The following is a 20,967-nucleotide window of genomic DNA, read 5'->3' on the forward strand; positions in this document are numbered from 1 at the left end:
GCGCTCAGGCCGCCTGCGCGACGGTGCCGCGCCGCTGCCGTGCCGCGCGCTCGATCGCCAGCCGATGCCAGATGATGATGACGAGGCCCACGGTCAGCGGGATCGCCCACATCACGGGGTTCAGCGCCAGCTCCGGGAACACGCGCACCGAACCGAAGGCCATGAAGGCCGTGTAGACCGAGATGCCGGCGCCGACGAGCGCCTTCACATGCTCCTTCAGCCAGTCCTCGCGCGTCGGCTTGTCCTTCGCCAGGAAGTGCAGGTTGGTCAGCCCCGTCGCGACGCCGACCACCGCCAGCCCGATCAGCAGCTTCTCGCCCATCATCCAGCCCTGCGCGGCGCAGTTGATCGCGGTGCCGATGGTGATCCACTGCCACGCATACATCGCCCGGGTACGGTTCAGCTCCTGCCGGCCGCGGTGGCGCACCAGCAGCCAGCCGTACCAGGTGAGATTGATGGTCAAGGTCGCCGCGCAGAGCATCAGGTGACCGAAGAAGCCGCGCACGAAGACCTCGTCGAAACGGCCGACGAGCTGCGGATGCGTGCCCATCGGGTCGTAGAGCGACAGCAGGCTGAGCGCGAGGGCGAAGCTGCCGGTGCAGAGCAGCGCGACGGTGAAGACCTGGCCCCATTTGCGGTGGTTGACGCCGCCCTTGCGGCCGATCACCGGCACCCAGAAAGCGAGCGCGCCGGTTGCGCCCGTGATGATGTGGGCGACGACCAGGGTATGGAAAACCAGCAGCTCCATCGCTGAATCCCTGTGGGCAGTAGTGACAATGCCACTTGACACAGCGGGGTGTAAAGTCGCCGAATCCACTGCAATGTAAGGCCCGCGCGACATGGCGGGGCCGTGAGGACGGCATGACCGACGCGCCGATGATCGAGGACGCCCCGGCCCGCAGTGCCGGAGCCGCCGGCTGGGCTCCTTTCGTGCCGCCCTTCACGCCGCCCTGGCCCGCCCTGCCTTCGCTGGTGCGTGCGATGCTGCGTGGCGACGGCGACCTGCTCTCGCTGCTGCCGATCGAAGCCTATCACATGAAGATCGGCCCGCTCGGCTATTCGCGCCGCTCGATTGTGGTGGTGAACGAGCCGGCGATGGTGCGCCACGTGCTGTCGGACCCCGAGGGCATCTTCCCGAAATCCGACCTCATGGTGCATGCGCTGGAGCCGCTGATCGGGGACAGCATCTTCGTCTCCTCCGGCGCCACCTGGAAGCGCCAGCGGGAGATGATCGACCCCGCGCTCTCCATGATGCGGGTGAACCGCGCCTTCCCCGCGATGCAGGCCGGCGTCGCGCAGGCCGAAGCCGAATACGACCGGCGCGCTGGCGCCGGCGAAGTCTTCTCGCTCGACCTGGCGATGAGCCATCTCACCGCGGACATCATCTGCCGCACCGTCTTCACCACCACGCTGCAGACCAAGACCGCGCATGACGTCTTCGACGCCTTCACCGAATTCGAGCGCAGCGTCGCGCAGGTGGAGATCCGCCGGCTGATCTGGGACAAGGCCTGGACCCGCGCGCCGCAGAAGGCGCCTGTGCTGGAGGCCTGCCGCATCATCCGCCGGCATCTCGGCGAGCTGCTGGACACGCACCTGGCCGCCGGCGCCAGCTTCGACGATATCGCGCAGCAGGTGATCGATGCCCGCGACGATCTCGGCGGCAAGGCCTTCACGCGGGAGGAGCTGATCGACCAGCTTGGCGTGCTGTTCCTGGCCGGCCACGAGACCTCCGCCAGCGCGCTGACCTGGGCCTTCGCGATCCTGGCGACCCAGCCCGCGCTCGTCGCGCGGCTGCGCGCGGAGGTGGAGGAGGTCACCGGCGGCGGCCCGATCGAGTTCCACCACATCAAGCGCCTGACACTCACGCGCAACATCTTCCGCGAGACGCTGCGCCTCTACCCGCCCATCACCTTCCTGCCGCGCATCGCGAACGAGGCCACGTCGCTCGACGGCTACCGTCTCAAGAAGGGCGCGCTGGTGATGGTCGCGCCCTGGGTGCTGCATCGGCACCGGCTCTACTGGAAGGATCCCAACCGATTCGATCCCGACCGTTTCCTGCCGGAGCGCGAAGCGGAGATCACCTCCGGCGCCTACATCCCCTTCGGCATCGGCCCGCGCATCTGCGCCGGCGCCGCCTTCGCCACCATCGAGGCGACGCTGCTGATCGCCCGCCTGTTCCGGCGCTACGACTGGCATCTCGCCGCGCCCGAGCGCATCCGCCCCGCGGCGCGGCTTACGACGCGCCCCGTCGAACAGGTCGCTTGCACGCTGACCCTGGCCTGAGGCGCCGATGACGCGCACCGTCCTGATCACGCTTGGGCGGCTGCCCAAGGCACTCGACATCTGCCGCAGCTTCGCACGCGCCGGTTGGCGCGTGGTGGTGGCGGAGCCCCATGCCCGGCATCTCTGCGGCGCCTCCAGCGCGGTCGCGCGCAGCATCCAGGTGCCGCCGCCCGCCGCCGGCAAGCGCGCCTATCTCGAAGCGCTTGCCGATGCGGCGCGGCAGGAAGGCGCGGAACTCGTCGTCCCGGTGTCGGAGGAGGCGATGCATGTCGCCTTCCTGCCGCCGTTGCTTCCAGGCGTGCGGGTGCTGACGATGGACCCGCAGCTCGTGCTCGCGCTGCATCACAAGGGCGGCTTCGTCGCGCTGTGCCGGCGCATCGGCGTCGGCGTGCCGGAAACCCACCCGCTCGGCAGCGCAGAGGCGGCGGCGCTCGGCGCAGCGGGGCGCGTGGTGGTGAAGCCGGTGCATTCCTGCTCCGGCCGCGGCGTGCGCGTGCTGGCGGAAAGGGAGGCGCTGCCGGCGGCCGACCCCGCGGCACCCGCCATCGTGCAGCGCTTCGTCCCTGGCGAGGAGTTCAGCAGCTGCACGCTCGCCCATGCCGGTCAGGTGCTCGGCACCGTCGTCTATCGCGGCGTGCAATTCGCCGGCTCGGTCGCGGTCTGCTTCGAGCGGGTGACGCATCCGGCGGTCGAGGATTGGATCACCCGCGCCGTGGCCGCGCTCGGCTGGTCGGGCTTCATCTCCTTCGACCTGCGGGTGGACGCCTTCGGCGGCGTGTTCGGCATCGAGTGCAACCCGCGCACCACCAGCGGCCTGCATTTCTTCGAACCCGCGGATCTGGCGCCGGCGATCGCCGAGCCTGCGCGCGCGCCACCGCTGCGCTTCCGTCCGCAGACGCGGCTGCAGCAGTTCTGGTCCTGCCTGACCGAGACGCAGCTCTCGCTGCTCCGCCGCGACCCTGCCTTGGGCCGCAACCTGCGCAACCTTCTCACCACGCGGGACGTGTGCTGGCGCGCACGCGATCCCTTGCCGCTGCTGACCATGCCCTGGACCGCCTGGCCGATCCTGCGCGAAGCCGCCCGCAAGCGCGTGCCCTTCGGCGAGGTGGCGACACTCGATATCGGATGGTTCGAGGGCGAAGCGCCGCCCGTCCCGGTCACCGCAGCGGACGTGGAACCCGGAACGGCAACATCGCGTACATCAGCGGCGATCTGAACCGGTCGAGCGACAGGCTCTCATGCACGGCCGGCGCGTCCTGGCCGAGCAGCCGCGTGTGGATCTCCGAGCGCGAGTAGAAGGGCGCGTCGGTCAGCGTGCGCACCACCCGCGCCGGGCCTTCCGCGCGGGTCGGGCGCTGCAGCCGCCACAGCGTGCGCGGCAACTCCACTTCGGGTGGCGGCGTGAAATCGGTCAGCGCGCCGTCGTCGGTCGCCTTCAGCGCCAGCGAGACGCGGCTGCCGTCGCGCCGTCGCGCATTGTAGAGGATGGCGGTCGCGTCGGGGAGCATCGCCCGGCACCAGTCCCACTGGCGAAAGTCCTGTTCCAGCGGCGCGGCGCCGGCATTGGTGTCGAAATAGGCCGCCCCCGACCAGCGCAGTGCCGGGCTTTCCAGCTCCACCTCCACGCGCGAGCGCGGCGCGATCGGCTGCCATTCGTGCCGCCCATGCGAATCGAGCGTCATGCGGCGAGTGGACAGCGCGGTCGGATGCAGCCGGACCACGCCGCGCAGGCGCGATGGGATCGGCGCCGTCATCTCCTCGATGCGCACGGTCAGCGTGGTGCCGTCCCACTCCAGCCCGCTCGGCCCGATCGCCAGCGAATCGGCGTCGCGCCGCAGCGCGTGGCGGCGCCGGTCGGTCATCGCCCAGCGTGAGGGCGCGCCGTAGAGCACCACGTTCATGCAGCAATGGTCGTGCGGATCGCCGCCGGTGCCGCCTTCGCCCAGGCGGGCCAGCGCATACCAGGGCGAGAAGACCGTGCCGATGAAGGCGATGATGGTGATGCCGTGCTTCCCGTCATCCGAGAGCGCATCCAGGTACCACCAGCAATAGCCGCGGCGCGGCACCGCCTGGTCGAAGGCCCAGCTTCGCGTCGCCGCCGCTGCCGGGCGCTGTTCCGAAGTGGCGATGCTCATCCGCGATCCTCGATCACCCTTGCTGCCGCCAGCCGCCCGGACATGGCGGCCATCGCCACCCCGGCACCCGGATGCGCGCTGCCGCCTGCCAGATAGAGGCCGGGCAGCCTGGTCCTTGCTCCTGGCCGGCTGAAGGCCGATTGCCAGCCATGCACCGCCGGCCCGTACAGCGCGCCGCCCGCGCCGGGGAAGAGCCGGTCGAACTCGGCAGGCGTGGTCACCACCTCCGCCGCCGGGTTGCGGTGCACGACGAAGCCGGCGCGGCGCAGCTGCTCGAAGGCCACCTTGCCGCAACGTGCGATCGCCTCCTCGGGCAGCGGGCGAAGGTCGGCGCGGGCCGGCGCGTTGACCATCGCCAGCAGCCGCTCCGGCCCGCCAGGCGGCGGCGCGCCGTCCATCCGATCATGCGCCCACAGCGTCACGGTCGGCGTGGTCGGCAGCCGGGCGCGATAGCCGATCTCGGCGTATTCGGCGGTCGGGTCGTCGGCATGCACCACGGTCTGCGCCGCCGGCGCGGTGCCCTCGGTCGCCGCGTGCAGCGCCCAGGTCACCGCGGAGAAGGAGCGGCGTTCGGGCGGCAGGCGCTCCACCGCGCCCGACGCCGCGCCGCCGAAGCGCCCGGCGGCCAGACCGGCGGCCTCGCCGTTCAGCACCACCGCGCCGGCGGCCAGCGTCTCCCCATCCGCCAGCCGCACGGCGGAAGCGCGGCCGCCAGAAACCAAGATCTCGCGCACCTCCGCGCCATAGCGGAAGCCGGCGCCGCGCGCGCGGGCCAGCGCCTCCAGCGCCTCGGCCAGGCGCAGCATCCCGCCCTCGACCGCCCAGAGCCCCTGCAATTCGACATGCGCCACCAGCATCAGCGTCGCCGGCGCCTGCAGCGGCGAGGAGCCGACATAGGTGGCCACGCGCGCAAACACCTGGCGCAGCCGCGGCTGCGGGAAATGCTCGCCGAGCGCGTCCCAGAGCGTCGCAAAGGGCGAGGCGCCGAGCAGCCCTCGCATCCCGGCCTGTGCCGCCAGCGTCAGCGCGCCGGGCCGCTGGGCGCGCAGGAAAGGGCCTTCCAGCGCGTCATGGATGCGCCTGGCGCGCTCACGGAAGGCACGATAGCCGCGGGCCGCCTCGGCGCCCGCGAACTGGCCGATCGCCTCCGCCGCCGCCGCCGCCGCCACCGGCAGGTCGAACCGCGCGCCGTCGGCCCAGGCATGCCGGCCGAGCAGCGCCTGCGGCCGCAGTTGCAGATGGTCGGCCAGGTCGGCCCCGGCGGCGGCGAAGATCTCCTCGAAGACCGGGCGCAGGGTGAGCAGCGCCGGCCCGGCGCCGACCGCCACGCCATCCACCGTCACCTCGCGGATCTTGCCGCCGGGTCGGACCGCGCGTTCGAGCACCATCACCTCGCGGCCCCGCGCCGCGAGCAGCGCCGCCGCGACGAGGCCGCCCATCCCGGCGCCGATCACCACCACTGGCTGGGTCCGCGCCGCCATGCGCGCATCGAAGGCGGGCGGGGCGCCCCTGTCAAGCAACCCTGACACTGCCCCGGCGTATTCCGGCGCCTCACGGTATTTACCCTTTCCATACAGGGCGCTGGCCTTGTTTCGGACACGAAGTTACGGTCTTCTTCCAATCGGCGTCATCGGATATTGACGCCACCGCGCCATGCCTCCACATGGCCAGCAAGAAGACCGAACAATCTGCCCATCCGGTGGGGTCGCGGCGCTGCGCTCCTGCCCCGCTGGACGGGATGATCCGGGACGACCTGCATGACGCGCGTTGCGATCAGCCAGCCCGATGTGACCCTGGTCCTGGACTGGGATGGCGTCATACGCGACGCCTCCGTCTCCGCCTCCATCGCGAAGGAAGGGCTGGAGGGTTGGGTCGGCCGGCGCTGGACCGACACCGTCGGCGAGATGGCCGGCGACCAGGTGCGCCGCATGGTCGAGGATGCGCGTGACCGGGGCGTCTCCGCCTTCCTCCAGGTCACCCAGCGCTTCCCCTCCGGCATCGAGGTGCCGATCGAATACACCACCGTCCGTCTCGGCGGGCAGGCCGGTCTGATCGCGGTCGGCAAGAGCCTGCTGGCGGTGCAGGAACTGCAGACCCGCCTGGTCGCCGCGCAGCAGGCGCGCGAGCAGGACTACTGGAAGCTGCGCGAGATCGAGACGCGCTCCCGCCTGCTGTTCGACGCCTCCTCCGAGGCGGTGCTGATCATCTCCGCCGCCGACCTGCGGGTGATCGAGGCCAATCCCGCGGCGATTCGCGAACTCGGCCTCGCGCCCGGCTGGGACTTCGTGCAGGAGGTCGCGCCGCGCGACCGTGACAATTTCCGCGAACTGCTGGCCCGCGCCCGCGAGCATGGCCGCACCCCGGGCGTGCTGACGCATCTCGGCGCCGCCGGCACCTCCTGGCTGATCCGCGTCTCGCTGATGGCGCGGGAGCCGGAGCCGGTCTTCCTGATCCAGCTCGCCCCCGCCACGCCGGAGCCGGGCCGTGGCCTGCCGCGCGCCGCCCCGCCGCGCACCGACGAACTGCTGGAGGCGATGCCGGACGCCTTCGTCGTGACCGACGCCGACGGCCGCGTCCGCCGTGCCAACCGCGCCTTCCTCGACCTGGTGCAATGCGCGACCGAAGGCGTGGTGATGGGCGAGACGCTCGACCGCTGGCTCGCCACGCCCGGCAGGGATGCCGCGATGCTGCTGCGCACGCTGCGCGATCATGGCGAGGTCCGGCTGTTTCCCGCCACGCTGACCGGCATTCTCGGCACCGAGGCGGAGGTCGAGATCTCCGGCGTGGCGAGCAGCGCCGGCGGCCCGCTGGCGATGGGCCTGCTGATTCGCCACATCGGCCGCCGCGGGGCCAATGATGACGGCACCGGCGAACTGCGCACCGCGATCGGCGAGGTTCTGAAGGAGATGGGACGGCTGCCGCTGCCGGTCCTGGTGCGCAACACCGCCGCCGTGGTGGAGCGAGCCTGCATCGAGCAGGCGCTGCGCCAGGCCGGCGGCAACCGCACCGCGGCGGCCGATGCACTCGGGCTGAGCCGGCAGAGCCTCTACGCGAAGCTCGAACGCTACGGCATGCAGGAGATGCGCGAGGGCGAACGCCACCCCGAGGAGGATCTCGCCGGATGAGCGAGGCGCGGCCCGCTTCCGCCGCATCGCAGGGCCCAGGATCGCAGGTCCCAGGGGCGCCGGCCTTCGGCGAGGCCGACCTCCTCAACTGCGAGCGCGAGCGGATCCACCTGCCCAGCTCGATCCAGCCGCATGGCGCATTGCTGGTGGTGCGCGAGCCCGACCATGTGGTCGTGCAGGCCAGCGCCAATGCCGGCGCGCTGCTTGGCCTGCCGAGCGTTCTCGGGCGCAAGCTGCGCGACCTCGGCGGCAACATCGGCTCCTCCATCCTGCCGCGCACGCTGGAGCCGCTCGATGGGCTGCCAGCCGCGGTGCGGCTGCAAGCCGGCACGGCGGAGGCGGCGTTCGATGCGCTGCTGCACCGCCCGCCCGGCGGTGGCCTGGTGGTGGAGCTGGAGCCGGCGCAGGACCAGCCCGACATCTCCCGCCGGGTCGAGGTGGCGCTGCAATCCTTCCTCTCCTGCTATGCGCTGCGCCCGCTCTGCGAGGAAGCGACGCGGGTGTTCCGCGACATCACCGGCCATGACCGCGTGATGGTTTACCGCTTCGCCGAGGAAGGCCATGGCGAGGTCTTCGCCGAGCAACGGCGCAGCGACCTCGAACCCTATCTCGGCAACCGCTACCCGGATTCCGACATCCCGCACGTCGCCCGCCGTCTCTACGAGCGCAACCGGCTGCGGGTGGTGGCCGATGCCTTCTACGAGCCGGTGCCGCTGGAGCCGCGGCTGAACCCGCTGACCGGCGCCGAGCTCGACATGTCCCATTGCGTGCTGCGCAGCGTCTCGCCGATGCATGTGCAGTACCTCAAGAACATGGGCGTCCACGGCACGCTGGTCTGCTCGATCATGGTCGGCGGCCGGCTCTGGGGCCTGGTCGCGTGCCACCACGAGACCCCGCGCCGCGTGCCGGTCGCGGTGCGCGCCGCCTGCGACCTGCTGGCCGAGGCGCTCGGCACCCGCATCGCCGCGCTGGAATCCTTCACCCAGGCGCAGGCCGAACTCTCCGTCCGCCGGCTGGAACAGCGGCTGGTCGAGGCGATCTCGCGCGAGGGCGACTGGCGCGCCGCGCTGGTGGACAGCCCCGCCACGCTGCTGCAGCCGCTGGGCGCCACCGGCGCCGCGCTGTTCTTCGAGGGCGGCATCCAGATCCTTGGCGAGGTGCCCGGCACCGTCGCGCTGCGCGAGCTTGCCGCCTGGCTCGACAGCCGCCCGGGCCGCGGGCTGTTCGCCACCCATTCGCTCCGCGCCGAGGTGCCCTCGCTGGCCGCCATCACGCCCGTTGCGGCCGGCGTGCTGGCGGCGCCGATCTCCGCCACGCCGGGCGAATACCTGGTGTGGTTCCGCCCCGAGCAGCCGCGCACGGTGGTCTGGGGGGGCGACCCGAACAAGCCGATGGAGGTGCGGGGCGAGATGCGCGTCCTGACGCCGCGCAGCTCCTTCGCCAAGTGGCACCAGGTGGTCGAGGGCTGTTCCGAACTCTGGTCGCCGAAGGACCTCGCCACCGCGCGGCTGATCGGCGATTCGGTCAGCGACGTGGTGATCCAGTTCCGCTCCGTCCGCATGCTGATCGCCGAGGACCAGCTGGCACAGGTGCGCCGGCAGGTCGCCGCCTCGGAGCAGCCGGTGGTGATCTGCGACCCGCGCGGCGGGATCGCGCTGGTGAACGAGGCCTTCGACCGGCTGCTGCCGGCGATACGCGGCGCCCGCCCGCGCCGCATGGAGGAGCTGGCCGCGTTCTTCGCCAATCCGGCCGAGATCCGCCGCCGCCTGCACGAATTGCTGGACAACCGCCAATCCTGGAGCGGCGAGGTGCGCCTTGCCGATGACGAGAATGCCGGCCGCCCGATGCTGGTGCGTGCCGACCCGGTCTTCTCCTCGCCTGACCGCGTGCTTGGCTTCGTCTTCCTGTTCAACGACCTGGCCGAGCGCAAGGCCGCCGACGCCGCGCGCCGGCGTTTCCAGGACGTGATCGCCGAGAGCCACCGCACCCGCGCCGGCTGGCTGGACCGCCATGCCGACCTGGTGTTCCAGGGCATCCTCGCCTCGCTGGTGGAGAATGCGCAGCTCGCGGCGCTGGAGATCGCCGAAGGTGTCGAGCTCTCCCGCATGCCGGCGATGCTCGAGAGCGTGCGCGCCTCCGTCGCGCGTACCACGGAGATGCTGGAGCTGCTCGCCCGGCAGCTTGGCACGCCGAAGCCCGAACCCTGGGACGACGGCGGGGCGTGATGTCGGCGGAAGCGCCCGGCAGCGCTCGGGGCGAGTTGCGCGACAGCGCACGGGACGAGTTACGCGACGCGACCGAGGCGGCGCATCTCCGCCTGCATGCGATCCCGGCCTTCCAGGCGCTCGCCGAGGGCCGGATCACATTGGCCGGTTACGCCGCGCTGCTGCGCCGCAAGCTTGGCTTCCATGCGGCGCTGGAGGCGCGGCTGGAGGAGGCTCCGTCGCTGACCGCCTTCGGGATCGAAACGGCCGCGCGCCGGCGCACGCCGCTGCTGCTTGCCGATCTTGCGTTCCTCGCCGCACCGGAGGAGGCGCCGTCCGCGCCCCTGCTTGCTCCCCTGCCGCCCTTCGGCAGCGCGGCCGAGGCGCTGGGCGGCCTCTATGTGGCGGAGGGCTCGACACTCGGCGGCCGGCACCTGGCGCGCGCGCTGGACGCGATCCTGCCGCCTGGGCCGGAGGGCCGCCGTTTCCTGCTCGGCCATGGCGCCCGCCATGGCGAGATGTGGCGCGCCTGCTGTGCCGCGATCGAGCGCTGCGGCACCGCGCCCGAGGGCCGCGCCGGCATGATCCGCGGCGCCACCGCGACCTTCGCCGCCTTCGAGGAATGGTTCACCTTCCCTGCCTCCCCCGCGGTTGCGGGGGCGCGCGGCGCTGCCGCGACGCCGGAGGCCGGCCGGGGCGGTGGCAGCCTGTCGACGGCCCGCTACGCCGCAGCGTCCAGCGCTGTCCCGCCGTAGAGCCAGGCCAGCGTCTCCCGCCACTGCTCCTGCGTCTTCGCCCGCATGATGGCGTCCCGCAGCGCGGCATGTGCGCCGGCCGGGTGGTACACATGCTCGCCGACCGCCCGCGACATCAGCTGCACCCGCGCCGTGCGCAGCACCCGCCGCGCATTGTAGGCGGCCAGCGCCGCCTCCACCGCGCCCGGCCGCGCCGCCAGCTCATGCGCCAGGCAGACCGCGTCCTCCATCGCCATGCAGGCGCCCTGCGCCATGTATTGCAGCATCGGATGCGCGGCATCGCCGAGCAGCGCGACGCGGCCATCCACCCAGGTCTCCACCGGCTCGCGGTCGCACAACACCCAGAGCCGCCACTCCGTGCCGTGGCGGATGATCTGCTGCGCCTTGGGGTGCACGTGCCCGAAGCCGCGCATCACCTCCTCGACGGCGGCGGGCTGGCCGGCCACCGGCTCCGGCGCGTCATTGTGGTAGGTGACGACCAGGTTGAAGGTCTTCCAGCCCTGCAACGGGTAATGGACGATGTGGCATTTCGGCCCGGCCCACAGCGTTGCCGCGTTCCAGCGAAGATCCTCCGGCATCCGCTCGGTCGGGATCACGCTGCGATAGGTGGTGTGGCCGGAGACACGCGGGCGCCCGTCGCCGACCAGCTGCCTTCGCACGTTCGACCATAGCCCGTCCGCGCCGATGAGCGCCGCGCCGCGCACCGCCTGGCCATCCGCCAGGATCGCGGTGACGCCTGGACCGTCCTGTTCGTAGCGCGCCACCTCCGCGCTGGTGCGCAGCGCGACGAGCGGATGCTCGCGGCAGGCCCGGAGGAAGACGCCGTGCAGGTCGCCGCGATGGATCACCGCATAGGGATTGCGGAAGCGCGCGCGGAACTCCGCGCCGAGGTCGATGTGGCAGATCTCCTCGGCGCTCAGCGCATCCATCAGCCTGAGCCGGTCTACCTGGATCGCCATGGCGCGCGCGGTGTCGCCGACGCCGAGCCAGTCGAAGGCGTGGAATGCATTCGGCCCGAGCTGGATCCCCGCGCCGACCTCGCCGAGTTGCGCCGCCTTTTCCAGCACCTGCACGCGGAAGCCCTGGCGGGCCAGTCCGAGCGCAGTCGCCAGGCCGCCGATGCCGCCGCCGGCGACCAGGATGGGAAGGGTGCTGCTCACTCGCCCGAGGATCGCCAACCGCCCCCTCCTGTCAATCGCCGCCGCCGTGCTAGAGCGCGGCCATGGATCAGCAGACCGAGCTTGCGAAGGTGAAGGCGCGCATCCGGGCGCTGGCCGCGCGCACCGTGGAGCGCGGCTGCTCCGAGGCCGAGGCGATGGCCGCCGCCGCCAAGGTGGGCGAACTGCTGGAGATCTATGGCCTCTCCATGTCCGAGGTGGAGCTGCGCGAGGAAGCCTGCATCCAGCGCACCCTGGTCTTCGACGATCCGCGCCGCCAGGCGATGGGCTGGCTGTTCCCGGCGCTGCTGCGCTTCACCGAGTGCCGCGGCTGGACGGTGGGGCGGGCGGACTACGTGATCTTCGGCCTGGAGCCGGATGTGCAGATGGCCGAGTATCTGATGCAGGTCATCGCCACCGCGCTGAGCTACGAGGAGGTGCGCTTCCGCAACAGCGCCGACTACCTGCGCAGCCGCGCCGCGCCGCAATCGGTGCTGCGCAGCTTCCGGATCGGCTTCGCCGATCGCATCGCCGCGCGGCTGGAGGAACTCGGCACCCATCGCCGCGCCACCGAACAGGCGGCGCAGGAGGAGGCGGTGCGCAACGGCTCCGCGGGCACCGCGCTGGTGCTGATCAAGCAGCGCAAGATCGAGGATGGCTTCAAGGCCCTCGGCGTGCGGCTGCGCACCGTCACCCGCAGCGCGGTGGTGCGCGACAAGGGCGCCTATGGCCGGGGGCGAGAGGCCGGCGGGCGCGTCGGGCTGGATCGCCCGGTCGGCGCCGGCCCCGCCGCGGGGCGCCTGCCAAGGAAATGAGCCGCCGGGATCCGCATGCAAGCAGGCTCTACGCCTGGGAGGATGCGGTGGTCGCCCCGTGCGACCGGTCGCTGGTGCCCTTCGCCCGGCTGCAGCCGCTGGTGGATCATGTCTGGGCCGAGGAGGGCTTGCGCTGGCCGCCGCGGGTGCGCCCGCTGCCGAGGCAGGCCCGCCGGACCGTCGCCCGCGCCACCCGCCTGGCAATCGAGGCGCCGGCCGAACTGCCGAGCTGGGTGCTGCTGCACGAGATCGCTCATGCGCTGACCGCCGATGTGGAGGGAAACCACGCCGGTCACGGCCCGGATTTCGTCGCCGCCTACCTGCGCCTCCTGGTCCGCCACGCCCGGCTGGACCGGGCGATGCTGGAGGCGACACTCACGGCGGCGGGGATCGGCTGGACCCGGAGCGGCGGGGCCGCTCCGCCACGAGCCTGACAGGCAGGGCGCCTCAGCCGCCCTTGTTGCCCGCCTGCACGGCTTCCAGCTGCCGCTTCAGCCGTTCCACCTCGGCCTGCAACGCGGCGATGCGGGCGGCGTCGCCGCCGTGCTCGGGCGGCTCCTGTCCGGCGCGGAACGGCGCGAACAGGGTCATGGCACGCTCCATCATCGCCATGTTCTGCTTGCCCACCTCCTCCAGCCCGCCGAACGGCATGAAGCCGCCCATGGTCTGTTCCACCGCGCGCCGCATCTGGTCCTGCTGGCGGGAGAAGGCGCCCATCACGGTCTCCAGGTAGCGCGGCACCAGCGACTGCATGCTGTCGCCATAGAAACCGATGATCTGCCGCAGGAACGAGGTCGGCAGCAGGTTCCGCCCCTTCGCCTCCTCCTCGACGATGATCTGGGTGAGCACGGAACGGGTGATGTCCTCGCCCGACTTCGCGTCATAGACCACGAACATCCGGCCCTGCCGGACCATCTGGGCGAGATCATCGAGCGTCACGTAGGAGGAAGATTCGGTGTTGTAGAGACGCCGGTTCGCGTATTTCTTCACCACGACGGGCGGGCTGGCCGGCGTCTCGGTCGCGACGTCCGGTGGATGGCCCGGTGGATGTATAGTGTCCTGTGACATGCTGTCGCCTTCCTTGCGGCCGACCCGCCGCCTGCAATGATGTTAACATGCTCCATGATGCGGTGCGAAACACCAGTTATCGGACGGCGTATCGGATCGCCCGGCCGCCGTGGATCCGACGTGGCGGTTTCCGCCCCGCCGCTCGCGGGGTAGTGGTGAGCCATGGACGGCCCCCGCCCCACGCCGGACGAAACCGAGATCGAGCGCCTGGCCGAGGACTGGATCACGCTGTGGCAGAGCGAGATCGCCGCGCTGGCAGCCGACCGCGAGGCTGCCGAAACCTGGGCGGCCGGGACCGCGGCCTGGGCGGCGCTCGGCGCGGCCTGGCTGCGCGCCGCTGCCGCACATCCCTTCGGCCGGGCGGCGCCGCCCCGGCCTGCCGGCCCCGCGCCACATGACGGCGCCGCTCCGCCGCCGCGGCCCGCGCCCGCTGCCGCTCCACCTGATGCTGGGGGCGGGGCGGGGGTGGCTGGCGCTGGCGGCGACCCTGCCCTCGGCGCCCGGCTGGCCGAGTTGGAGCGACGCCTGGCCGATCTCGAAGCCGGGCCAGGCCGAGCTGCGCCGGATCCGCGCCCGCCTCGCCGAAGGAAGCCACGCGCCTGAGGCGTTCCGCGCCGCGGTGCTGAAGCGCCTCCTGCGGGAGGACCGGGCGCTGCTCGCCGGCCTCGCCGCCTATCGCCGCCACCCCTATGAGCGCCGTCTGCCCGACCCGCCGGCGGTCTGGGTCGAGGGCAGCTCCCGCCTGCTGGACTATGCGCTGCCGGGCGCCGAGGGGCCGCCGGTCGTCTTCGTCCCGTCGCTGGTCAACCGCGCCCAGGTGCTCGACCTGGCCGAGGGCAATTCGCTGCTGCGTTTCCTGGCCGGGCAGGGGGTGCGGCCGCTGCTGCTGGACTGGGGCTGGCCGGGCGAAGCGGAGCGGCAATTCACCCTGACGGACTATGTCGCCGGGCGCCTCGAACGTGCGCTGATGGCGCTGCCCGGCCCGGCGGTGCTGGTCGGCTACTGCATGGGCGGGCTGCTGGCGCTCGCTGCCGCGCTTCGCCGTTCCGACCGCGTGGCGGCGCTCGGCCTGCTGGCCACGCCCTGGGATTTCCACGCCACCGCCGAGGAGGCCGAGCGCGCCCGCGCCGCCGCCGCCCTGTTGCCGGGGCTGGAGCCGCTGATGCAGGCCACCGGCACGCTGCCGGTGGATGTGATCCAGACCCTCTTCGCCGGGCTCGACCCCTGGGGCATCCCGCGGAAGTTCCGCGCCTTCGCCCGGCTGGACCAGGCCTCGCCGCGCGCCGCGCTGTTCGTGGCGCTGGAGGATTGGCTGAACGACGGCGTGCCGCTGGCCGCCCCGGTGGCGCGGGAGACGCTGGGCGGCTGGTACGGCGCCAACACCCCGGCACGCCTGGCCTGGCGGATCGCCGGCGCGGTGGTGGACCCGGCGGCGGCGCGGCTGCCGACCTTCCTCGCGATCCCGCACCGCGACCGGATCGTGCCGCCCGCCTCCGCCCGCACGCTGGCTGCCCGCCTGCCGCCTGGGGCGGTGGTGCACGAGGCCGCGGCGGGCCATATCGGCATGGCGGCCGGCAGCGGCGCCGAGGCCGCGCTGTGGCGACCCCTGCTGTCCTGGATTCGCGGGTTGTAGCCGCCGCTGCGCCGCAGCAGACTGCCGGGAACGCCAGTTTTCCTCGTGGAAGGGAAGAACCCATGACCGAGATCGTCATCGCCTCCGCCGCGCGCACCCCGGTCGGGTCGTTCAACGGCGCCTTCGCCTCTCTGCCGGCGCATGCGCTCGGCACCATCGCCATCAGGGCGGCGATGGAGCGCGCGGGGGTGAAGGCGGAGGAGGTGGACGAGGTGATCCTCGGCCAGATCCTCACCGCCAATGCCGGCCAGAACCCGGCCCGCCAAGCCGCAGTGGCCGCCGGCATCCCGGTGGAGCGCACGGCCTTCGGTATCAACCAGCTCTGCGGCTCCGGCCTGCGCGCGGTTGCCTTGGCGGCCCAGCAGATCGCCACCGGCGACGCCGCCATCGTGGTCGCCGGCGGGCAGGAGAGCATGACCCAGGCGCCGCACGCCGCGAACCTGCGCGCCGGCCAGAAGATGGGCGACTTGGCCATGGTGGACACCATGATCAAGGACGGGCTGTGGGATGCCTTCCACGGCTACCACATGGGCAACACCGCCGAGAACGTGGCGCAGAAGTACCAGCTGACCCGCGACGAGCAGGACCGCTTCGCCGCCGAGAGCCAGCGCAAGGCCGGCGAGGCGATGAATGCCGGCCGTTTCAAGGACGAGATCGCGCCCGTCACCGTCAAGGGCCGCAAGGGCGACACCGTGGTGGAGAACGACGAATACCCGAAGCCCGAGACCAGCTACGAGGTCCTGGCCAAGCTGCGCCCGGCCTTCGCCAAGGACGGCACGGTGACCGCCGGCAATGCCTCCGGCATCAATGACGGCGCCGCCGCGGCGGTGGTGATGAGCGCGGCCGAGGCCGCGAAGCGCGGCATCACGCCGCTGGCGCGCATCGTCAGCTGGGCGACCGCCGGCGTGGATCCCTCGATCATGGGCACGGGTCCGATCCCGGCCAGCCGCAAGGCACTGCAGAAGGCGGGCTGGAGCCTCGACACGCTCGACCTGATCGAGGCGAACGAGGCCTTCGCGGCGCAGGCCTGCGCGGTGAACAAGGACCTGGGCTGGGATCCCTCGAAGGTGAACGTCAATGGCGGCGCCATCGCGCTCGGTCATCCGATCGGCGCCTCCGGCGCGCGCGTGCTGACGACGCTGCTGTATGAGATGCAGCGCCGCAACGCGAAGCGCGGCCTCGCCACGCTGTGCATCGGCGGCGGCATGGGCGTCGCGATGTGCGTCGAGCGGACCTAGCCTGAGGTCTCCCTCCCCCGCTTTCGCGAGGGGCGGCGCCGAGGGCGCCCGGCGCTGAAGGCGCTGGTCGGGGTGGAAGCATCCGCCTCAAACACTCAAGCTTGACTACCAGTCACAACCGCCGCGTGTGCCATCCTCCCTCCCAGAGCCCCAGCAACCCGGGCTCAGGGAGGGAACCCGTCATGACCGAAGCCCGCCTCGCGCGGCGCGGCCTGTTCGCCGCCGCCGCCGCGCTCGCCGCCACGCCCGCCATCGCGCAGCGCCAGTACGGCCCCGGCGCACCGCCCCAGCGCTACCCCGATTCCGACATCGTCGCGCTCGATCCGCAGCGCTTCACCGCACGCCTCGGCAACAGCGCCATCCGCCGGCTGCACACCGGCATGCTCTGGGCCGAGGGCCCCGCCTGGCATGCCAATGGCCGCTTCCTCGTCTGGTCCGACATCCCGAACGACGAGGCGCTGCGCCTGACCGAGGAGGACATGAAGGTCAGCCGCCGCTTCCGCAGCCCCTCCGGCTTCTCCAACGGCAACACCTTCGACCGCGAGGGCCGCCATATCGCCTTCCGGCATTTCCACCGCGACGTGGTCCGCTACGAGCCCGAAGGCGGCATGACGGTGCTCGCCGCGCGCGGCCCGGACGGCCCGTTCAACGCGCCCAATGATGGCGTGGTCCACCCCGAGGATGGCAGCCTCTGGTTCACCGATCCCGGCTACGGCGCGCTGATGAACTATGAAGGCCAGCGCGTGCCGGAAGCCGCCAACTCGCCGCGCCCCTTCATCAAGGAAGCCGTCTACCGGATCGACGCGCAGAGCGGGCAGGTGACCAAGGTGACGGACGAGCCCTTCAAGCCGAACGGCCTGTGTTTCTCGCCGGACTACCGCACCCTCTACGTCGCCGACACCGGCGCCAGCCACTACCCGCAGGCGCAGCGGATCATCTGGGCCTTCGACGTGGACGGCCCGCGCCTGCGCAACCCGCGCACCTTCGCCAGCATGGAGTTCGAGGGCCGCAGCGGCATGGCCGATGGCATCCGCGCCGACGCGCAGGGCAACATCTGGTCTTCCGCCGGGTGGGTCGGGGACGGGTACGATGGCGTGCACGTCTTCGCGCCGAACGGCGACCGCATTGGCCAGATCAAGCTGCCGGAGATCTGCTCGAATGTCTGCTTCGGTGGGGCGCGGCGGAACATCCTGTTCATGACCGCCAGCCAGTCGCTCTACGCCGTCCCGGTCGAGACGACGGGGGCGCATTTCTGTTAGGCCCTCAGGCCGGGCGCGCGAGCCTTCGCTTCGCTACGGCCGTGCGGCAGTGCCGCCAGCCGCGCGCTTGGCTTGCGCGGCGTCACGCCGGAGGCGTGCCTTCGGCACGACGCGCTGTTGCGCAGGCGGCCAGGGTGTGTTGCGTGCCGGGCCGCGTACGCGGCCCCGGGCGCAGGAGCTTCCGCGCGCCGCTACCAGTTCAACAGCGCGTCGATGTCGGATTGCCGGAGGTCCGCCGAGGCCTTCGGCGCCTGCACCGTGACCCTTGGCGTGCGCACCTCCACTGGAACCGGGCGCGGCGCGGCAGGGACGGGCCGCACCGTCTGGAGCGCACCTTCCAGCTCCTGCAGGTGCTGGATGGCGCGGCGGATGCGCTGGCCGGTGAGGTCCTGGAAGGCGCAGGCCTCGAAGATCGCATTCACCCGATCGGCGATCGCCGGCAGCGCTTCCGGGTCGCGGCCGCGCGAAATCCAGTCCTGGATCGCCTCGGCAGCCTCCAGGATGGTGTTGGCGGCGGCCTCGGTCGCCTCCACGACCGCTTCCAGCTCCACGCCGCTGTTGCGCGTGGCGGCGGAGGGTGCCGCGACCAGCTCGGCGATCTGCGCCTGAATCCGGGCGATCTCCCCGGCGAGCCGCGATTCCCCCATGTCCTGCAGCTGCGTGGCCGCGTGCAACTCGGCGCTCAGCTCCGCGATGCGGCGGTCGAGGAAGCCGCGCAACCCCTCCAGGCGCGGGTCCAGCTCGGCCCGCAGCGCCTCGTGCAGGCCGGAGGAGGGAAGCGGCAAGGCGGCAGGCAGGGCATCCATGCCGAAGCTTTCGCACGCCCTGGTGAATCGGGGATTGACGCGCTTGTATCATACCGAATCCCGCGGATCGTGACCGATCCGCCCTCGATCGCCGGCGCGCGCGTCCGCGCGCTTGGCTTCGCGGCACGTGCCGCGGCGGCCATTCGGCCGCGCGCCCGCCTCCCGGCGGGCGCAGGTTGCGGCCAGCGGGATCAGATGTCAGCCGCTGGCGGCGGCCACCACGCGGCGCCGCATCGCCACCGCCCCGGCCGGCACCGCCGCGAACAGGTCCTTCTGCGCCTCCACGATGATCACGCCGGCCAGGCGGGGGCAGAGCGCCCGGCCGCAACGCTCCAGCACCGGCGCCGCCGAGCCCAGGAACCGCAGGCCGTAGGGCGGCACGAACAGCGCCGCCTCCCGCCGTTCCGCGCGGAACAGGTGGCGGGAGAGCAGCAGCTCGATCTGGCCGCGGGAGTAGGGCTGGCCATGGCCGAAGGGCGTGCGGTCCAGATGCGCCCACATGCCCACCCGGTTCGGCACCACCAGCATCAGCCGCCCGTCGTCGCGCAGCACCCGCCAGACCTCGCGCAGCAGGCGCCGTGCGTTCTCTGCCGCTTCCAGCCCATGCACCAGCAGCACGCGGTCGAAGCTGTCATCGGGGAAGGGCAGGTACTCCTCCTCGGCCACCAGGGCGCCGCCGCCGGCCTCGGTCGGCCGCAGCCTGTGCGCGCCCGGCAGGTGGCCGGGCACCAGCGCCACGCAGCGCCGTGCCTCGCGCCACTGGCCGAGATATGGCGCCGCCCAGCCGAGGCCGAGCACCGACTGCCCGGGCAGCGAAGGCCAGAGCGCCGCCAGCCGCGCGCCGACCAGGCGCGCCGCCGTGTCGCCACCGCGTGAGCGATAGAAGGCGGCCAGGGCGTGGACCTCGGTCGTCATGGGCGTGATATAGGGAATTCCAGTGCCGGATGGCACGGCGGGTTGCAGGGCGCGGTCGAGGGAGATGCAAGATGTCGCTGCGGGTTGAGGCGGTTCCCTGCCTTGAGGATAACTACCTCTGGTTGCTGAAGGATAGTCCGACCGGAGCGGTTGCGATCTGCGACCCCGGCGAGGCCGCCCCGGCGATCGCGGCGGTCGAGGCCGCGGGCGGGGAGCTCGACTCGATCCTGCTCACCCACCACCATGGCGACCATGTGAACGGCGTGGCCGAGCTGAAGGCCCGCTTCCCGGCCGCGAAGGTGGTCGGCGCCGCGCTCGATGCGCATCGCCTGCCGCCGCTCGACGTGGTGGTGAAGGAGGGCGACATCGTCCCGCTCGGCGCCGCGCGGGCCGAGGTGCTGCACTATCCCGGGCACACCACCGGGCACATCGCCTTCCACTTCGTGGCCAACCATGTGCTGCTCTGCGGCGACGTGATCTTTGCGCTGGGCTGCGGCCGGCCGCTGGAGCCGGGGGGCATGGAGGCGCTGTGGCATTCGCTGCGCCGCCTCGCCCGCCTGCCGGGCAACACCCGGCTCTGCTGCGGCCATGAATACACCCAGTCCAACGCCCGCTTCGCCCTGCATGTGGACCCCGACAACGCCGCCCTGAAGGCCGAGGTCGAGGCCGCCGGCGCGCTGCTCGCCGCCGGCCGCCCGACCGTGCCGACCACGCTGGCGCAGGAGCTTGCCGCCAACCCCTTCCTGCGCGCCCGCGACCTGGCGGAGTTCACCGCCCGGCGCGAGGCCAAGAACCACTTCAGATGACAGGCGACCCGATTCAGACCTCCGGTGCTCGCCGCCCGTCGGGCCGAAGGCACGCCTTCGTCATGACGGCGGCTGCACCTTCCGGTCATCGGATCGCATAACCGGTGAGGACCGCCCCAGCATGATGAAGCTTCACTACAGCGCCAACAGCCCCTTCGCCCGCAAGGTGATGGCCTGTGCCGTCGCCCGCGGCATCGACGACCGGATCGAGACGGTGGGCAGCAACCCGCATGTCTCGCCCGAGCCGCTGCTGAAGGCCAACCCGCTGTCCAAGATCCCCTGCCTGGTGCTGGAGGACGGCACCGCCATCTTCGACAGCCCGGTGATCTGCGAATACCTGGACAGTGTCGGCGAGGCGAACGGGCTGTTCCCGAGTTCCGGCACGCCGCGCTGGGTGCGCATCTCGGTGATGCATGCGCTGGCCGACGGCATCGCCGATGCGCTGGTCGCGCGCCGCATGCACGGCGCGGCGCCGCAGGACGAGGCACGCGCGGCCTTCCTGGCGCGGCAGAAGGCCTCGGTGGAGCGCGGCCTGGCGATGCTGGAGGCCGACCCGCCGAGGGGACTGACGGACATCGGCGCGGTCGCGGTCGCCTGCGCGCTCGGCTACCTCGACCTGCGCTTCGCGGACGAGCCCTGGCGGGACACTCACCCGCGCCTTGCCGCCTGGCTCGCCGAGGTTTCCAAGCTGCCGCCGCTGGCGCGCACCCAGCCGCCGGGCTGAGCGAATCCGATGACCGGGGCGCGCAGCTGCCGTCAGGCCGGAGG

19 protein-coding genes are annotated in these 20,967 nt (G+C 72.2%); 12 read left to right on the plus strand and 7 right to left on the minus strand.

The features are described 5' to 3' along the window. Nucleotides 1-4 precede the first annotated feature (4 nt). A complete protein-coding gene (locus ACESM1_RS15310; RefSeq protein ID WP_372621440.1) occupies nucleotides 5-748 on the minus strand; it encodes a hypothetical protein in 744 nt (247 codons plus the stop codon). 113 nt (nucleotides 749-861) lie between these two features. Between ACESM1_RS15310 and ACESM1_RS15315 the strand changes: the two genes are divergently transcribed. Both ACESM1_RS15315 and ACESM1_RS15320 read left to right on the plus strand, forming a co-directional pair. Continuing rightward, entirely contained in the window at nucleotides 862-2,283 is a 1,422-nt protein-coding gene (locus ACESM1_RS15315; protein ID WP_372621441.1) for a cytochrome P450, read from the plus strand. Nucleotides 2,284-2,290: 7 nt separating this feature from the next. Continuing rightward, a complete protein-coding gene (locus ACESM1_RS15320; RefSeq protein WP_372621443.1) occupies nucleotides 2,291-3,499 on the plus strand; it encodes an ATP-grasp domain-containing protein in 1,209 nt (402 codons plus the stop codon). Here ACESM1_RS15320 and ACESM1_RS15325 read toward each other — a convergent pair. Both ACESM1_RS15325 and crtD read right to left on the minus strand, forming a co-directional pair. Continuing rightward, nucleotides 3,441-4,418 (minus strand): carotenoid 1,2-hydratase, encoded by a 978-nt coding sequence (locus ACESM1_RS15325; protein ID WP_372621445.1) that lies wholly within the window; start codon nucleotides 4,416-4,418, stop codon nucleotides 3,441-3,443. The two genes, ACESM1_RS15320 and ACESM1_RS15325, sit on opposite strands and share 59 nt — an antisense overlap. Next, nucleotides 4,415-5,899 (minus strand): 1-hydroxycarotenoid 3,4-desaturase CrtD, encoded by a 1,485-nt coding sequence (gene crtD / locus ACESM1_RS15330; protein ID WP_372621446.1) that lies wholly within the window; start codon nucleotides 5,897-5,899, stop codon nucleotides 4,415-4,417. Before crtD ends, ACESM1_RS15325 begins: the two co-directional genes overlap by 4 nt. A gap of 276 nt (nucleotides 5,900-6,175) precedes the next feature. Between crtD and ppsR the strand changes: the two genes are divergently transcribed. From ppsR to ACESM1_RS15345, 3 genes are read left to right on the plus strand one after another with little or no spacing between them, the layout of a single operon-like run. Next, entirely contained in the window at nucleotides 6,176-7,543 is a 1,368-nt protein-coding gene (ppsR, locus tag ACESM1_RS15335) for a transcriptional regulator PpsR (protein WP_372621448.1), read from the plus strand. Next, on the plus strand, nucleotides 7,540-9,768 hold the full coding sequence (locus tag ACESM1_RS15340; protein ID WP_372621450.1) for a GAF domain-containing protein: 2,229 nt from the start codon (nucleotides 7,540-7,542) through the stop codon (nucleotides 9,766-9,768). Before ppsR ends, ACESM1_RS15340 begins: the two co-directional genes overlap by 4 nt. Continuing rightward, nucleotides 9,768-10,502, plus strand: coding sequence for a biliverdin-producing heme oxygenase (locus tag ACESM1_RS15345; RefSeq protein WP_372621451.1), 735 nt, complete (start codon nucleotides 9,768-9,770; stop codon nucleotides 10,500-10,502). The genes ACESM1_RS15340 and ACESM1_RS15345 overlap by 1 nt, the downstream gene beginning before the upstream one ends. Here the strand turns inward: ACESM1_RS15345 and ACESM1_RS15350 are convergent. After that, nucleotides 10,469-11,662, minus strand: coding sequence for a 3-hydroxybenzoate 6-monooxygenase (locus ACESM1_RS15350; RefSeq protein ID WP_372621453.1), 1,194 nt, complete (start codon nucleotides 11,660-11,662; stop codon nucleotides 10,469-10,471). The genes ACESM1_RS15345 and ACESM1_RS15350 overlap by 34 nt on opposite strands. A 62-nt stretch (nucleotides 11,663-11,724) precedes the next feature. Between ACESM1_RS15350 and ACESM1_RS15355 the strand changes: the two genes are divergently transcribed. Both ACESM1_RS15355 and ACESM1_RS15360 read left to right on the plus strand, forming a co-directional pair. Beyond that, nucleotides 11,725-12,474 carry a DUF2786 domain-containing protein gene (locus ACESM1_RS15355; protein WP_372621454.1) on the plus strand — a complete coding sequence of 250 codons (750 nt, stop codon included), beginning with the start codon at nucleotides 11,725-11,727 and terminating at the stop codon, nucleotides 12,472-12,474. Next, nucleotides 12,471-12,908 carry a hypothetical protein gene (locus ACESM1_RS15360; protein ID WP_372621455.1) on the plus strand — a complete coding sequence of 146 codons (438 nt, stop codon included), beginning with the start codon at nucleotides 12,471-12,473 and terminating at the stop codon, nucleotides 12,906-12,908. Before ACESM1_RS15355 ends, ACESM1_RS15360 begins: the two co-directional genes overlap by 4 nt. 13 nt (nucleotides 12,909-12,921) lie before the next feature. Here the strand turns inward: ACESM1_RS15360 and phaR are convergent, their stop codons facing one another. Further along, nucleotides 12,922-13,542 carry a polyhydroxyalkanoate synthesis repressor PhaR gene (gene phaR / locus ACESM1_RS15365; protein ID WP_372621457.1) on the minus strand — a complete coding sequence of 207 codons (621 nt, stop codon included), beginning with the start codon at nucleotides 13,540-13,542 and terminating at the stop codon, nucleotides 12,922-12,924. A 394-nt stretch (nucleotides 13,543-13,936) separates the two neighbouring features. On the opposite strand from phaR, the gene ACESM1_RS15370 reads away from it, so the two are divergent. The 3 genes from ACESM1_RS15370 to ACESM1_RS15380 all read left to right on the plus strand — a co-directional run bounded on the left by ACESM1_RS15370 (nucleotide 13,937) and on the right by ACESM1_RS15380 (nucleotide 17,672). Continuing rightward, entirely contained in the window at nucleotides 13,937-15,175 is a 1,239-nt protein-coding gene (locus ACESM1_RS15370; protein ID WP_372621459.1) for an alpha/beta fold hydrolase, read from the plus strand. Between the two features lie 62 nt (nucleotides 15,176-15,237). Continuing rightward, the gene (locus ACESM1_RS15375; protein ID WP_372621461.1) at nucleotides 15,238-16,413 is read left to right on the plus strand and encodes an acetyl-CoA C-acetyltransferase; all 1,176 of its coding nucleotides are present in this window, start codon (nucleotides 15,238-15,240) and stop codon (nucleotides 16,411-16,413) included. Nucleotides 16,414-16,595: 182 nt separating this feature from the next. Beyond that, nucleotides 16,596-17,672, plus strand: a complete 1,077-nt coding sequence (locus ACESM1_RS15380; protein ID WP_372621463.1) for an SMP-30/gluconolactonase/LRE family protein — start codon at nucleotides 16,596-16,598, stop codon at nucleotides 17,670-17,672. Between the two features lie 191 nt (nucleotides 17,673-17,863). On the opposite strand, the gene ACESM1_RS15385 is transcribed toward ACESM1_RS15380, so the two are convergent. Both ACESM1_RS15385 and ACESM1_RS15390 read right to left on the minus strand, forming a co-directional pair. Further along, nucleotides 17,864-18,478 (minus strand): hypothetical protein, encoded by a 615-nt coding sequence (locus tag ACESM1_RS15385; protein WP_372621465.1) that lies wholly within the window; start codon nucleotides 18,476-18,478, stop codon nucleotides 17,864-17,866. A 198-nt stretch (nucleotides 18,479-18,676) separates the two neighbouring features. Further along, entirely contained in the window at nucleotides 18,677-19,393 is a 717-nt protein-coding gene (locus ACESM1_RS15390) for a class I SAM-dependent methyltransferase (RefSeq protein WP_372621467.1), read from the minus strand. A 71-nt stretch (nucleotides 19,394-19,464) separates the two neighbouring features. Between ACESM1_RS15390 and gloB the strand changes: the two genes are divergently transcribed. Then, complete coding sequence (gene gloB, locus ACESM1_RS15395) at nucleotides 19,465-20,199, plus strand: hydroxyacylglutathione hydrolase (RefSeq protein ID WP_372621469.1); 735 nt, start codon at nucleotides 19,465-19,467, stop codon at nucleotides 20,197-20,199. 121 nt (nucleotides 20,200-20,320) lie between these two features. Then, a complete protein-coding gene (locus ACESM1_RS15400) occupies nucleotides 20,321-20,923 on the plus strand; it encodes a glutathione S-transferase (protein ID WP_372621470.1) in 603 nt (200 codons plus the stop codon). The last annotated feature ends 44 nt before the right edge of the window (nucleotides 20,924-20,967 follow it).

Source organism: Falsiroseomonas sp. (genome assembly GCF_041690465.1).
In the GTDB taxonomy this organism is placed as follows: domain Bacteria; phylum Pseudomonadota; class Alphaproteobacteria; order Acetobacterales; family Acetobacteraceae; genus Falsiroseomonas.